The following is a 13,700-nucleotide window of genomic DNA, read 5'->3' on the forward strand; positions in this document are numbered from 1 at the left end:
GGTCCCGTCCACTGGGAATCGTGGCAGAAACCGAGCCGCTGTGAGAGGTCTTCCGCCGTGCGTCGGCCACCAGTCTCCAACTCGGCCTCGGAAGCGCGCGCCGGAGGAGGACCTGCCGCCGCTCGCCGCCTGCCGTGAGCCGGGGGCCGAGCCCTGGACGCCTCCGGCCCCTCCGCTACTGTCGACGCCATGCGGATCCACGTCGTCGACCACCCCCTCGTCGCGCACAAGCTCACCACGCTGCGGGACGAGCGCACCGACTCCCCCACCTTCCGGCGGCTCGCCGACGAGCTGGTCACCCTGCTCGCCTACGAGGCCACCCGGGACGTACGCATCGAGCAGGTGGAGATAACCACCCCCGTGACGGTCACGACCGGGGTGCGCCTGTCCCACCCGCGGCCCCTGGTGGTGCCGATCCTGCGGGCCGGTCTGGGCATGTTGGAGGGCATGGTCCGGCTGCTGCCGACGGCCCAGGTGGGCTTCCTGGGCATGGTCCGCAACGAGGCGACCCTCCAGGCCTCGACCTACGCCTCACGGATGCCGGAGGACCTCTCCGGGCGGCAGATCTACGTCCTCGACCCGATGCTGGCCACCGGCGGGACACTGGTCGCGGCGATCCAGGAACTGATCTCGCGCGGGGCGGACGACGTCACGGCCATCTGCCTGCTGGCGGCCCCCGAGGGCGTGGAGCTGATGGAGCGGGAGCTGGCGGGCGCGCCGGTCACCGTGGTGACCGCGGCGGTCGACGAGCGCCTCGACGAGCGCGGGTACATCGTGCCGGGCCTCGGCGACGCCGGGGACCGGATGTACGGCCTCGCCAGCGGCTGAGGGACGCCGTCACCGGCCGGGCCCCACACGGCCGGCTGATCGGGGCCGCTGCTCGTCGGCCGGCTCAGCAGCTCGTCGACGAGGGCGAGGGCGTCGGTGAGGGACTGGCCAACGCGGCCATGGCCTTGGCCGCGTCCTTGGCGGGCGCCAGTTCGGTGAACTCCTCACCGATGATCAGGTCGATGTCCTCGGTCTTCCGCTTGTCCGGCTTGGTGGTGCTTCCGGTGAGCTGGGTGGAGAGCACCCGGAACCGCGGGTCGGCCTTCTCGGCCGTCCCGAGGAGCAGCGCGGCTTCCTTCTGGAGCTTCTTGTCGTACTCCTCGGGGGCGTTGTCCACCTCACCGATCTTGAAGCCGCGCTTCCGCAACTCGTCGGCGGTCTTCTTCGCCAGACCGCTGCGCTTGGTGGCGTTGTAGACGTTCACGGTGATGCTCTTCGGCTCGGGCGGCTTCCCCGGCCCCGCGGAACCGTCGAGCGGTTTGGCGTCCGCGGAGCCGCTCTCCCCCTCCCCCGGCGTGCACGGTTCCTGGCTGCCCGCGGCCCGTGCCTGCCCGCCGCTGCTGCCGAAGAGGTCGAGGAGCTGCAGAGTCCCCCAGCCGAGGACGGAAAGGGCGGCTACCGTGCTGATCGCGGCGAGCACCAGCCGGCGCCGGCGCGGGGGACGACGCATCCGTGGATAGCGGTTCCCCTTGACGCGGTATCGGCCGCCCATGCCGGGAGGAGTCAGCATGCTCATGGGCGCAGCGTAGTGCGGGGTGGGGACTCTGCCTACTAAATGATCAATGCGTGGCGTGCGCTGTAACCCGAAAGGGGCAACAAAACGGGCAACCCGCCCGGGTCAGTCGAGCTCCAGTACCCGGGCGTGCAACACCTGGCGTTGTTGCAGCGCGGCGCGTACCGCGCGGTGCAGACCGTCCTCTAGGTAGAGATCGCCGTTCCACTTCACCACATGGGCGAACAGGTCCCCGTAGAAGGTGGAGTCCTCGGCCAGCAGCGTCTCCAGGTCGAGCTGCCCCTTGGTGGTGACGAGCTGGTCGAGGCGTACCGGGCGTGGTGCGACGTCCGCCCACTGGCGGGTGCTGTCCCGGCCGTGTTCGGGGTACGGCCGCCCGTTTCCGATGCGCTTGAAGATCACACGGAAAGCCTACCGGCCCGGGTGCTCCGGGCGCATCCGTAGCGGAGCGGCGGCAGTCCGGACATACCGCTCGGCAGGGCACCACCGGGACGAAGACCGGCGGGGTGCCCCGGGGGAGAAAGCCCCCCTGGGCACCCCGCCCATGGTCGACCGGTGAGCCGCTCAGCCGGTCGCCCGGCGGCCGTGGAGGTCTGGGGGCCGTGGAGGTCTGGGGTCGTGGAGGTCCGGGGCCGGCTCGGCGGTCCTGCCGGCGCTATCGGCTGACGCGGTCGTGATCGGAGGCGAGGCCGCCCCCGTCCGAACCCTCGGTCCTGGTCGGCTCGCTCTTCGCCGGATCGCTCAGTGAGCTCAGGTCCCAGCCGTAGGTCCCGACCGCGTTGGCCATGACGTCGATGTTGAGATCGAAGGCGCGCATGTCGATGTTGTCCAGTGTGTCGCAGGCCGCGTGGTAACACGGGTCGTAGGCGACCCCCGCCTCCCCGCCGTATTTTGCCGCCTGCTGCTCGGTCTTGATGCCCTCCGCACCGGTGAAGGTGCCGCCGGAGGGTATACCGGCCGCGATGAACGGACCGTAGTCCGAACGCCCGTTGAAGTCCGTACCCTCGTACGGCTCGCCGCGGCGTTCCAGGAACCGGTTGATGTCCCGCTCCAACTGTGCGGAACCCTCCGGTCCAGGACCCTCGCCCACACCGTCGGAGTCGTCACCGTCATAGACGAACTGTGCGGCGTTGGGAGAGGCGATCATGTCGAAGTTGAGGTAGAGCGCGATCCGGTCCCGCTCCTTCCCGCTGAGCTGCTCGACGTAGTGCTCGGATCCGAGCAGCCCCAACTCCTCGGCCGACCACCAGGCGAACCGGACGGTGTGCCGCGGTGGCTGTTTGTCGAGCTCGGCGAGCTTCAGCGCCACCTCCAACAGCCCGGCGGAGCCGGAGCCGTTGTCGTTGATCCCCGGACCGGCGATGACGGAGTCCAGGTGGGCACCGAGCATCACCGTACGGTTCGGGTTGCCGGAGCGGGTCTCGGCGATCACGTTCCGGGTGGTGCGCGGTTCCAGCAACTGCCGGATCTCGTAGGCGACGGTCACCTCGCCCTCGGCGGCCGCGGCCGCCAGCGCCTCGCCGTCCTCCGCCGTGATGCCGCCGGTCGGGATCCGGGCGGCGTCCGCGTCGCCCAGGGTGCCGGAGAGCGCCCCCTCCGAATCGTTGTAGATGATCGCGGCGACCGCCCCGGCGTCCGCGGCGGCGTCCTGCTTCTCGGCGAAGGTGCAGCCACCCCGCTTGATCAGCGCGATCTTCCCGGAGAAGGAACCGGCGGCGTAGTCCTCGGCCTCACAGCCGGTGGTGTTGTCGGCCGGCACCGCCTCGACGGCGGCCTGGAGACCGCCCTCCGGAGTGCTCTTGGTGTACGTCATCGCCGAGACGTCCACGTCCAGCTCGTTCGGCGACAGGACGGCGAGCCTCTCGGCGAGCGTCTCGGTGTAGGTGAACTCGAAGTCCTGGTAGGAGACCTTGTAGCCGGCCTTCTTCAGGGCCTGGTGCACGTACGCGGCGGAGGCGTCGTGACCGAGCGTTCCGGCGGCCCGGTTGCCGCCCGCGGAGTCGGCGATCGCCTGGAACCGCCTCAGGTGGCGGTGGGCGCTCTTGGCGGTCACCGCCTTGACCAGCTCCGCGGCGCGGTCGGCGCCGGACTTGCCCGGTTTCGCCGGGGCGAGGAGCGGGGCCGCGCCGGCGGTGTCCGCCGAGGCGGCGGGCGCGGCGGCCATGAGCAGCGGGGGCAGGAGGGCGGCGGCCGCCAGGGCGGCTATCGTCCGGCGCTGGTGTCTTGCGTCCACAGAGGTCCTTCCGGCTGTGTACGGGCGGAGCGGTGCGGCGGAGCGGTCGCTCCGGGCTGTCCGACGACGAGGGCGCACGGGCGGGCCGTTGATCAGCGGCTCCCCGGCGGTCGTACTGCGGTGGCGCACGTCCGTGGTGCGGACGGAGCCGCGACGCCATGGAAGGTAGCGAGCCGCGGAGCGGTTGGGAACGCCTGCGACCGCGGGGGCGGACGGCTTCGGCCGGATCATCCGGCTAAGAGAGGAAAGAGACGCCGGAGGGGCCGAGGCGGTACCGCGCCGGTGGACCTGAATCTCTCCGGGAGAGCGTTGCGGCGTGCCGGCGAGGCCCGAGGGTGTGGGAATCCCCCCACGGCTCACTCCGTCAGCCGTTGGCGGCAGGGGAGACAGCGGTGGAACGCTTCACGGAACGTCCGGGGCGCCGGAGGTGACCGCACACGGGCCTGGGCTGCCTGGCGGATAGGGCTTCCGAGCGGGCAGGCACGCTCGACAGGAGGTGATGACCAGGTAGCGCCTCGGCGCAGCGGTGAGTGCGGGCGCCGCCGACTGGTCATGCATGTCGTTCCTCCCAGGGCCGCTGAACGACCCCGGGAGACGGGTCAGTGTCGGGTCGACGGTACGGGGAGGCGCTTGGCCCGCTCGATCAGGCCGTTGACCAGCCGGTCACCGTATTCGTCCATGGGCGTGGAGTAGTCGCCGACGGCCCAGAAACCGTTGTCGGAGCCGTCCGGCGCCAGGTCGTAGAAGGAGTAGGAAGGCCACTGGGTGTCACCGTCGGGTGCGGTGGCTCCGGCCCTCTTGGTCCACTCGGTGCCGTCGTAGTGCCAGAAGACTGGTCCCGCGTAGGCCGGTTCCGCCTGGTCGTTACCGGTGACCCAGAGCCCACCGCGGTTGTCGGAGATGATCGCGTGCAGGTAGAGCTCGGTGAGCGACCCGGTGACGTCCGTCCAGCCGGTGCCGTCCCAGTGCACGACGCTCGGCTGGGGCGGGTCGGCGTTCGGGCCGTCGGCCCAGCCGGCCACGTAGACACTGTCCCGGGAATCCACGGTGAGCTTGGCGGTGTCCGTACCGGCAGGTACAGGCGGCTCTGCCAGCAGGCTCCAGGTCGTTCCGTCCCAGTGGTAGACCACCGGGTGTCCGCCGTCCACCGGGTACTGCATGCCGGTGGCGTAGGCGTCGTCCGCCGACCGGGCGTCGATGTCCCGGATGTCGACGAGGGGTGGCAGCGGGAAGGTCTGCCATGTGCCGTCGGCATAGGTGTAGAGGTCCTTGCCGCCCTTGAAGAGCCGTCCGGGTACCGCCTTGATCGGGACGTCGGGCCAGGAGTCGTCGGAGGGGCCGGCGGTGGGGACGCTGGTCCAACGTTCGCCGTCGTAGTGCACGAGCACCTGGTCCCTCACGACCGTGCCGTAGGCCCAGACGTCGTCGGCGGAGGCGGCGCTGACCGACGACCACTCCCAGACCTCGGGGAGGCCGGGGGCGGTGTCCTCGCTCCACTTCTGACCGTCCCAGCGCATGATGACGCCGTGCTGTTCTTGTCGGCCGACCGCCCAGGCCAGCTCGCCGTTGACGGCGGAGACCGATTTCAGGGACCCCGCGGGGCTGTCCCCGGAGAGGGAGACCTCCCAGGCGTACGGCGTGCCGGCTGCTTCGGCACTGCCGGTGGCGAGCAGGGCGGTGGCAAGGGCCAGTGACGCGGCCGCGGTGCGCAGGAGGTGTCTTGTGGACATCAGGTGGGATTCCTTGGTGGTGAGGAGTCCGCCGGGGACCGCGTCTTGACAGGGTGCCGAACGGGTACGACACCGCATCAGTCCCCCTTGGCAACCCTGCTGATGAACGGTGGTCGCCGATCAGCGGACTGTTGGATGACGAGACAGACTCCCGATCAGGGTGGAAGGTTGCAGCAGCGCGGAGAGGTGCTCGAGAGCAGGCGAGCCGGTCGGGCCCCCTCCTGGGCGCCGATCGGGACGGGCACGGAGACCGACATGGCCGGAGGGGCCGGACCACGCCTGTGGTCCGGCCCCTCCGGCCGGGGGGAGGACGGATAGGGCCCCTCGGGGCCACCGTTCGCCGTGTGGTGACGCGACTGCTTGTCACATGGTGGAGCCGGCCTTGTGGCGCCGCGTGAAGAACACAGCCCCGGCACCAATGACGACCGCTGCTGCACCCAAGAGGGCGGTGGTCTGCGTCGCGCTCGACGCGCCGGTGTCGGCGAGCGTGGCACTGACCGGCTTCTCGCCGACCGCGCCCCGCGGCGCGGGCGTGTTCCCGCCGCTCGGCTTGCCGTTGACGCCCTCGGCCTCGCCGGGCTTGCCCTCGGAGTCCTCCACCTGGCCCGGGTTACTGCCGGGGGCGAGGACCTTGAAGTCGAACTGGCTGATCTCATCGAAGCCGCACTGGTCGTCCTCGCCGTACGAGTGGCCGAGGGTGAAGAAGTAGCCGGTGCCCGGCTTGGCCTTCTCACCGACCTTGATGCGCATCGCGGCATCCGCGAACTCGCCGGGTTCCAGGGTCTTCACGGTGGCGAACTCATCGTTGTCCAAGGCACCGGCCCCCTCGCCTTCGATGGGCTTCCACGCCCCGGTGGCCTCGTTGAACCACTGGACCGTGACGGCCAGTTCGGCGATATCGCTGATGTCCGGGTCGGCAGAGCCGAGGTAGAGGGAGATGTCGGTCTCCATCACCTTGATCTCGGAAACATTCGTCACGCGGTAGCTGAAGTCGTGCCAGCCCGACCCGGCGACGATCTCGCTCGGGAGCCCGCGCAGCGATGTCTTGGCGCGCTCCTCGTCCGGGATGCCGGAGCAGAAGGTCGGGCGGGTGTACGTCGGGGACGGCTCGGCTGCCGTCGTGGGGGTGGCGGACGCGGAGAGCGAGCCGTCGGCCGGGGCCTGCGAGGACGCGTACACAGCCGGAGCTGTGAAGAGTGCTGTGGAGCTGATGACAGCCGTCGCGGCTGCGGTTGCCAGAACGCGGTGCAGGTTCATGGAACCCTTCCGTGGGATCTCAGCTGAACGGCCGCTCGGCAGGACGCGCAGGTGGCCGTGGGTGTTGTACATGGGTGAGAGCGGCGGGTCCGCCAGAAGGTTGCAGGCTGGACGATCTTTTGCCCTGTGATCTTCTTCACGGTGCGGGGCTGCAGACGTGCAGGTGGGCGATGCCGACACCGGTACGTGTCCCGGCGGTCCAGGCGTCATCGAATCCGCGCCCGCCGCGACGAGGGCCCGGGCCGTCGTTAGCCGGGGAGTCTCCTCACGGAGTCGCGGGGCCGAGAGAGGGGGGACGAACCGGCCCTGGTGTCGGTGCGGCAGGCCAGGAACCTCGTGTGGGTCGAGTCCCCTCGATCGAGCCGGCTGCCGAGCCGTGGCCGTCGCGGGAACCGGAGCCGGCCGCCGAGTGCGGAGAGCTGGCGCGAACGCAAGGATGAGGCGGCCGTTGATCTGCGCCTCTGCCGCGTGCTCATGAACGGTCGTCAGCGAACGACCGGTGAGGGGCGACTGGGGTGCGGACAACCGCCAATGCCGAAGGCCCCACCGCGAACGGTGGGGCCTTCGACAACGTGCCCGGTGAGACACTGGCGGAGGATAAGGGATTCGAACCCTTGAGGGGTTGCCCCCAACACGCTTTCCAAGCGTGCGCCCTAGGCCACTAGGCGAATCCTCCGCGGCAAACACTACAAGACGTGGAGTGGTGCTGGCGAACTCGATCGAACGCCGGTCCATCGGGTAGTGTGGGCGGCAGCCCCTCACGTGGCGCTATCTCATCGAACTCCCCCAGGGCCGGAAGGCAGCAAGGGTAGGTGGGCTCTGGCGGGTGCGTGGGGGGCCCTTTGCGTTGCTGGTGGCGAGGGCGGTGAGTCGATGGCTCCGCCTCCCCGGAGCGTCGGGTTCCACCGCGCGAGCGGTGGCCGTGAGTGATCGGTCCGGGACAGTGGCCCGGTGGTGACCGCTCGGTGCCGACCGCTCGGTCAGGGTGGCGGTGGATGCGGCCGGGCCCGGTTGTCGGCGACGGCCGATATCGTCGTATGCGTGTCGTCCCTCGCGCTCTACCGCCGTTACCGTCCCGAGACCTACGCCGAGGTCATCGGGCAGGAGCATGTCACCGGTCCCCTGCAGCAGGCGCTGCGGAACAACCGGGTCAACCATGCCTATCTGTTCAGCGGACCACGCGGCTGCGGCAAGACGACCAGCGCCCGCATCCTCGCCCGTTGCCTGAACTGCGAGCAGGGCCCCACCCCCGAGCCCTGCGGCGACTGCCGATCCTGCCGCGACCTGGCCCGCAACGGCCCGGGTTCGATCGATGTGATCGAGATCGACGCTGCCTCGCACGGCGGTGTGGACGACGCGCGCGACCTGCGGGAGAAGGCCTTCTTCGGCCCGGCCGGCAGCCGCTACAAGATCTACATCATCGATGAGGCCCACATGGTCACCTCGGCCGGGTTCAACGCCCTGCTGAAGGTGGTCGAGGAGCCGCCGGAGCATCTCAAGTTCATCTTCGCGACCACCGAGCCCGAGAAGGTCATCGGGACCATCCGGTCGCGGACCCATCACTACCCCTTCCGGCTGGTCCCCCCGGGCACGCTCCGCGACTACCTGGCCGAGGTGTGCGAGCGCGAGGCGATCCCGGTCGAGGAGGGCGTGCTGCCGCTCGTGGTGCGTGCCGGAGCGGGCTCCGTACGCGACTCCATGTCCGTCATGGACCAGCTCCTCGCGGGCGCGGCGGAGGACGGCGTGACGTACGCCATGGCCACCGCCCTCCTGGGGTACACCGAGGGCTCCCTGCTCGACGGAGTGGTGGAGGCCTTCGCGTCCGGCGACGGCGGTGCGGCCTTCGAGGTCGTCGACCGGGTCGTCGAGGGCGGGAACGATCCGCGGCGCTTCGTCACCGATCTGTTGGAGCGGCTCCGGGATCTGGTGATCCTGGCCGCGGTCCCGGACGCGGCGGAGAAGGGCTTGGTCGACGCGCCAGCGGATGTGCTGGAGCGGATGCGGGCGCAGGCGTCGAAGTTCGGCGCCGCCGAACTGAGCCGCGCGGCGGACCTGGTCAACCAGGGGCTCACGGAGATGCGCGGGGCGACTTCGCCACGGCTGCAACTGGAGCTGATCTGCGCCCGGGTGCTGCTGCCCGCCGCCTTCGACGACGAGCGCTCCTTCCAGGCGCGGCTGGACCGGCTGGAGCGCGGCGCCGCCGCCGGTGTGCTGGCGGCGGGCCAGGGCGGGCCGGCCGGGTCCGTGGGGCCGCCGATGGGCTACGTCCCGGCGTCGGACGCCCATGCCGACCACGGTCCTGGGCCGTCCGGCCCGGCGGCGGCACGGGCGTCGCTCCCCGGCCGGGGGCGGGGCGACGGCGCCGCCGGGGCTTCCTCGGAGAGTTCCGGCGCGGTCCCGGCCGAGCCCGGCCCCCCGTCCCAGCGGAGCGCGGGCGGAGTGGCGCAGGGTACTCCCGGCGACGCCGAGCAGCCGGGCGGTGCGGCACCACCGGTGCGGCAGCCCGCTCCCCCTCCTGCACCTCCCGGCGCCGGTGGGCGGCGGCCCGGGGCCTGGCCGACCAGCCGGACCGGGAGCACCGCGACGAGTGGGGCGCCGGGTGAAGGCCCGGCTGCGGCGGGCGACGGCGGAACCGGGCGGCAGCCCGGCAGCTGGCCCTCGGCGACCGCCCCGGGGCAGGGCGCGGCCCGGGGTCCGGAGCCTGCCGGCCCGGCCCGGCCCGCTGCGTCCGTCCCGTCCCCGGCTCCGAGCAGCGGTGGAGCCGGTGCCGCGCCGGGAGGTGGCCACGGCGCGGCGCAGGTCCGCCAGATGTGGCCGGACATCCTGGAGGCCGTGAAGAACCGGCGCCGCTTCACCTGGATCCTGCTCAGCCAGAACGCCCAGATCGTCGGGTTCGACGGCAGCACTCTCCAGATCGGCTTCTCGAACGCCGGTGCCCGGGACAGCTTCGTCAGCGGCGGCAGTGAGGACGTGCTGCGGCAGGCGCTCAACGACTCGCTCCATGTGCAGTGGAAGATCGAGTCGGTGGTCGATCCCTCAGGCGGAGCCGGAGCCGGGGCGCGCGGTGCCGGGGGCGGGGCGCCGGGACGGGCCCAGCCGCCCGGTCCGATGGGCGCACCGCCGGCGGGGGCGGCGGAGCGTCCCGCTCCGCCGCCGGCGCGCCCGGCCGAGTCCGGGCCGGGTGGTGCGGTGGCCGAGTCGCCTCGGCGGCGGGCCCAGGCTCAGCAGGCCCCGGCTGAACGGGGCGAGCAGTACGCCCCCGCTTCGGAGCCCCCGCCGTACTCGGTCGAGGACGACATGCCGAACGACGACGATCCCGATCTCGATGAGTCGGCGCTCTCCGGGCCCGAGCTGATCGTGCGCGAGTTGGGGGCCACGGTCCTGGAGGAAATCGACGAGTGACCTGGGGCGGCAGTCTTCGTCGCAGCCGTTCCCGGGAGGAGAGTCGGCGGAGGATCCGTGACGGTGTGGGGCGCGGCGCACGGTGACGACGTAGGCTCTGGCTGTCTGAGAAACCATCGTCGAGAGTGCCAGGAGCCAAGCCGTGATCCCCGGTGGCCAGCCCAACATGCAAGAGCTGCTCATGCAGGCGCAGAAGATGCAGCAGGACCTCGCAGCGGCCCAGCAGGAGCTGGCCGAGACCTCGGTGGAGGGATCGGCGGGTGGTGGCCTGGTCAGGGCGACGGTCACCGGCGCCGGTGAGATCCAGGGCCTGGTCATCGATCCGAAGGCGGTGGACCCGGAGGACACCGAGACCCTCGCCGACCTGGTGCTCGCGGCCATCCGGGACGCGAACGCCACCGCGCAGAAGATGCAGCAGCAGAAGCTCGGCCCGCTGGCGGAGGGGCTGGGCGGGGTGCCGGGTCTTCCGTTCTGAGCCGGCTGACGGGACCCTGTTCCGACGCCGCCTCGGGCTGTCCGCCCGAGGTGGACAGATAGTGCAAACGCAGTCCAACGGACCGTAGTCGACTCCCGGCCGGGGAGTACGGCCGACGGCCGGGGGCGGCAGAAGGAGAAGGCGACCCGTGTACGAGGGCGTGGTTCAGGACCTCATCGACGAGTTGGGCAGGCTGCCCGGCGTCGGTCCCAAGAGCGCGCAGCGGATCGCCTTCCACATCCTTCAGGCTGAGCCGACCGATGTCCGCCGACTGGCACATGCGCTGACCGAGGTCAAGGAGAGGGTCCGGTTCTGCGGCGTGTGCGGCAACGTCGCCCAGGAGGAGCGGTGCCGGGTCTGTCTGGACCAGCGGCGCGATCCGGCGGTCATCTGCGTCGTCGAGGAGCCGAAGGACGTCGTCGCGATCGAGCGGACCCGGGAGTTCCGAGGGCGCTACCACGTGCTCGGCGGGGCCATCAGCCCCATCGAGGGCGTCGGCCCGGACGACCTCCGGATACGGGAGTTGCTGGCGAGACTCGCGGACGGCACCGTCACCGAGCTGATCCTGGCCACCGACCCGAACCTCGAGGGCGAGGCCACCGCCACGTACCTCGCCCGGATGATCAAGCCCATGGGGTTGCGGGTCACGCGGCTGGCTAGCGGCCTCCCCGTCGGGGGAGACCTGGAGTACGCGGACGAGGTCACGCTGGGCCGCGCCTTCGAAGGGAGACGACTTCTCGATGTCTGATGCCACGCTCCACGAAACCCCCGCTCCGGATGATTTCGCGGTACAGATCGCGGACCAGATCGAGAGCTTCCTCGTCGCGGTCACGGAGCTCGCCAAGGGCGACGAACCGGGCAGCTCCATCCCCTACCTGCTGCTCGAGGTCTCGCAGGTGCTGCTGGCCGGCGGCCGGTTGGGGGCGCACGAGGACTTCGTGCCGGTGGAGCGGTACGAACCGGACACCGGCCCGGAGCCGGACATGGACGAGCTGCGGGAGCGCTTCGCGCGGCTGCTCGACCCGGCGGACGTCTACTCCGAGGTCTTCGATCCCTATGTCCCGCGCAGCGAGCCGGTGCCGCACCGACTCTCCGACGATCTCGCGGCCATCGTCACGGATCTGCGACACGGTATGGCCCACTACCGGGCCGGCCGGGTCACCGAGGCCCTGTGGTGGTGGCAGTTCTCGTACTTCTCCAACTGGGGGCCGACCGCCTCGGCCACTCTCCGCGCCCTCCAGTCGCTGTTGGCCCACATCCGGAACGAGAGCCCGCTCGAAGCGCTCGACGGGCTGGACACCGATGCCGCGGGGGAGGCGGACGAGAAGGCCCTCGAAGAGGAGGCGGGGAGGGTGATGGCGGCCGAGATCGCCGTTCCGCTCGGCCTCGACCACCAGGCCTGAAGCCCTGCTCGGCCCCGGCGGGTCGGCGGTGCTGCGGAGCCGTCGGTGCGGTTCGCCGGCAGCCGTGCGGTTCCCCGGTGCGGATCGGCCGGTGGTGGGAACTCCGCCGGCCGCCCCGCCGGCCGGTCGGCCACGCTCCGTGTGAGCTGGATTACGTTTCCGTGTGTATCGCCGCGACCGGGGCAGGCACGTCGCTGGGCGGGGACCGGGTCAATGGCGATCACGGCCGGAGTGCGTCTCACGGAGTGAAAGACGAGATGGCTGATTTCTCCCGCTCGTTAAACTGATCCGACCGAAGGATCCCGATTCGGGGTTTCCGGAAGACTGAATTACGAGGAGCGCACGTGGGCCTTGTCGTGCAGAAGTACGGCGGCTCCTCCGTTGCCGATGCCGAAGGCATCAAGCGCGTCGCCCGGCGAATCGTGGAAGCCAAGAAGGACGGCCATCAGGTGGTCGTCGTGGTTTCCGCGATGGGTGACACGACGGACGAGCTGATCGATCTCGCGGGAGAGGTGTCGCCGATCCCCTCCGGGCGCGAATTCGACATGTTGCTGACCGCCGGGGAACGGATCTCCATGGCGCTGCTGGCCATGGCGATCAAAAACCTGGGACACGAGGCGCAGTCGTTCACCGGCAGCCAGGCGGGTGTCATCACCGACTCGGTCCACAACAGGGCGCGGATCATCGACGTCACGCCGGGACGGATCAAGAGTTCGGTCGACGACGGCAACATCGCCATCGTCGCCGGCTTCCAGGGCGTGTCGCAGGAGAAGAAGGACATCACCACGCTCGGTCGTGGTGGCTCGGACACCACCGCGGTGGCGCTCGCCGCCGCGTTGGACGCCGAGGTGTGCGAGATCTACACCGATGTCGACGGTGTCTTCACCGCCGATCCCCGGACGGTCACGAAGGCCCGCAAGATCGACCGGATCTCGTACGAGGACATGCTGGAGCTGGCGAGCTCCGGCTCCAAGGTGCTGCTGCACCGCTGCGTGGAGTACGCGCGCCGTTACAACATCCCGATCCACGTCCGGTCGTCGTTCTCCGGCCTTCCCGGTACGTGGGTCAGCAACGAACCGCGAGGGGACCAGCCGATGGAGCAGGCACTCATCTCCGGGGTCGCTCACGACACGTCCGAGGCCAAGGTCACGGTGGTCGGGGTGCCGGACAAGCCGGGCGAGGCCGCGAAGATCTTCCGGGCGATCTCGGACGCCGAGATCAATATCGACATGGTCGTGCAGAACGTCTCGGCGGCCACCACCGGCCTCACCGACATCTCCTTCACGCTGCCGAAGACGGACGGCAAGCGGGCCATGACGGCGCTGGAGCGGACCAAGTCGACGGTCGGGTTCGACTCGCTCCGCTATGACGACCAGATCGCCAAGATCTCGCTGGTGGGCGCCGGGATGAAGACCAACCCCGGTGTGACCGCAGCCTTCTTCGAGGCGCTGTCGGGTGCCGGGGTCAACATCGAGCTGATCTCCACCTCCGAGATCCGCATCTCGGTCGTCACCCGGGACGACGACGTCAACGACGCCGTGCGGGCGGTGCACAGCGCCTTCGGCCTGGACAGCGACAGCGACGAGGCCGTCGTCTACGGGGGGACCGGCCGGTAGCGGACGTGCTTGCCTCCCGTCGG

Annotated in this window: 11 protein-coding genes, 1 tRNA gene and 1 other RNA gene; 7 read left to right on the top strand and 6 right to left on the bottom strand. The window is 70.6% G+C overall.

Annotation, left to right across the window (positions count from 1 at the left end; genetic code table 11):
• Nucleotides 1-189: 189 nt before the first annotated feature.
• Entirely contained in the window at nucleotides 190-828 is a 639-nt protein-coding gene (gene upp, locus BGP73_RS09705; protein WP_069813750.1) for a uracil phosphoribosyltransferase, read from the top strand.
• 64 nt (nucleotides 829-892) lie between these two features.
• On the opposite strand, the gene BGP73_RS09710 is transcribed toward upp, so the two are convergent.
• From BGP73_RS09710 to BGP73_RS09735, 6 genes are all read right to left on the bottom strand, one after another.
• Nucleotides 893-1,564 (bottom strand): LytR C-terminal domain-containing protein, encoded by a 672-nt coding sequence (locus BGP73_RS09710; protein ID WP_079127383.1) that lies wholly within the window; start codon nucleotides 1,562-1,564, stop codon nucleotides 893-895.
• Nucleotides 1,565-1,666: 102 nt separating this feature from the next.
• Entirely contained in the window at nucleotides 1,667-1,963 is a 297-nt protein-coding gene (locus tag BGP73_RS09715) for a type II toxin-antitoxin system VapB family antitoxin (protein ID WP_069813754.1), read from the bottom strand.
• A gap of 253 nt (nucleotides 1,964-2,216) precedes the next feature.
• Complete coding sequence (locus BGP73_RS09720) at nucleotides 2,217-3,725, bottom strand: M28 family metallopeptidase (RefSeq protein ID WP_107474013.1); 1,509 nt, start codon at nucleotides 3,723-3,725, stop codon at nucleotides 2,217-2,219.
• Nucleotides 3,726-4,393: 668 nt separating this feature from the next.
• Nucleotides 4,394-5,524, bottom strand: a complete 1,131-nt coding sequence (locus tag BGP73_RS09725; protein ID WP_069813756.1) for a hypothetical protein — start codon at nucleotides 5,522-5,524, stop codon at nucleotides 4,394-4,396.
• Nucleotides 5,525-5,887: 363 nt separating this feature from the next.
• On the bottom strand, nucleotides 5,888-6,961 hold the full coding sequence (locus BGP73_RS09730; RefSeq protein WP_139134547.1) for an LPXTG cell wall anchor domain-containing protein: 1,074 nt from the start codon (nucleotides 6,959-6,961) through the stop codon (nucleotides 5,888-5,890).
• Between the two features lie 408 nt (nucleotides 6,962-7,369).
• A tRNA-Ser gene (locus tag BGP73_RS09735) sits at nucleotides 7,370-7,457 on the bottom strand.
• 73 nt (nucleotides 7,458-7,530) lie between these two features.
• Between BGP73_RS09735 and ffs the strand changes: the two genes are divergently transcribed.
• The 6 genes from ffs to BGP73_RS09765 all read left to right on the top strand — a co-directional run bounded on the left by ffs (nucleotide 7,531) and on the right by BGP73_RS09765 (nucleotide 13,677).
• Nucleotides 7,531-7,627, top strand: an RNA gene (ffs, locus tag BGP73_RS09740) — signal recognition particle sRNA small type.
• 195 nt (nucleotides 7,628-7,822) lie between these two features.
• Nucleotides 7,823-10,183, top strand: coding sequence for a DNA polymerase III subunit gamma and tau (locus tag BGP73_RS09745; RefSeq protein ID WP_069813760.1), 2,361 nt, complete (start codon nucleotides 7,823-7,825; stop codon nucleotides 10,181-10,183).
• A 142-nt stretch (nucleotides 10,184-10,325) separates the two neighbouring features.
• Nucleotides 10,326-10,658, top strand: coding sequence for a YbaB/EbfC family nucleoid-associated protein (locus BGP73_RS09750; RefSeq protein WP_069813763.1), 333 nt, complete (start codon nucleotides 10,326-10,328; stop codon nucleotides 10,656-10,658).
• Between the two features lie 148 nt (nucleotides 10,659-10,806).
• A complete protein-coding gene (recR, locus tag BGP73_RS09755; protein ID WP_069813765.1) occupies nucleotides 10,807-11,406 on the top strand; it encodes a recombination mediator RecR in 600 nt (199 codons plus the stop codon).
• Nucleotides 11,399-12,061, top strand: coding sequence for a DUF5063 domain-containing protein (locus tag BGP73_RS09760; protein ID WP_069813767.1), 663 nt, complete (start codon nucleotides 11,399-11,401; stop codon nucleotides 12,059-12,061). Before recR ends, BGP73_RS09760 begins: the two co-directional genes overlap by 8 nt.
• 344 nt (nucleotides 12,062-12,405) lie before the next feature.
• The gene (locus tag BGP73_RS09765; RefSeq protein ID WP_069813769.1) at nucleotides 12,406-13,677 is read left to right on the top strand and encodes an aspartate kinase; all 1,272 of its coding nucleotides are present in this window, start codon (nucleotides 12,406-12,408) and stop codon (nucleotides 13,675-13,677) included.
• The last annotated feature ends 23 nt before the right edge of the window (nucleotides 13,678-13,700 follow it).

The sequence above is a fragment of the Streptomyces sp. TP-A0874 genome, assembly GCF_001748085.1.
GTDB lineage: Bacteria > Actinomycetota > Actinomycetes > Streptomycetales > Streptomycetaceae > Streptomyces.

Excerpts from the sequence above, each read along its gene's own strand:
- BGP73_RS09710 (WP_079127383.1), bottom strand. The coding sequence starts at position 1,564 with ATGAGCATGCTGACTCCTCCCGGCATGGGCGGCCGATACCGCGTCAAG.
- upp (WP_069813750.1), top strand. The coding sequence starts at position 190 with ATGCGGATCCACGTCGTCGACCACCCCCTCGTCGCGCACAAGCTCACC.
- BGP73_RS09725 (WP_069813756.1), bottom strand. The coding sequence starts at position 5,524 with ATGTCCACAAGACACCTCCTGCGCACCGCGGCCGCGTCACTGGCCCTT.
- BGP73_RS09760 (WP_069813767.1), top strand. The coding sequence starts at position 11,399 with ATGTCTGATGCCACGCTCCACGAAACCCCCGCTCCGGATGATTTCGCG.
- BGP73_RS09720 (WP_107474013.1), bottom strand. The coding sequence starts at position 3,725 with ATGGCCGCCGCGCCCGCCGCCTCGGCGGACACCGCCGGCGCGGCCCCG.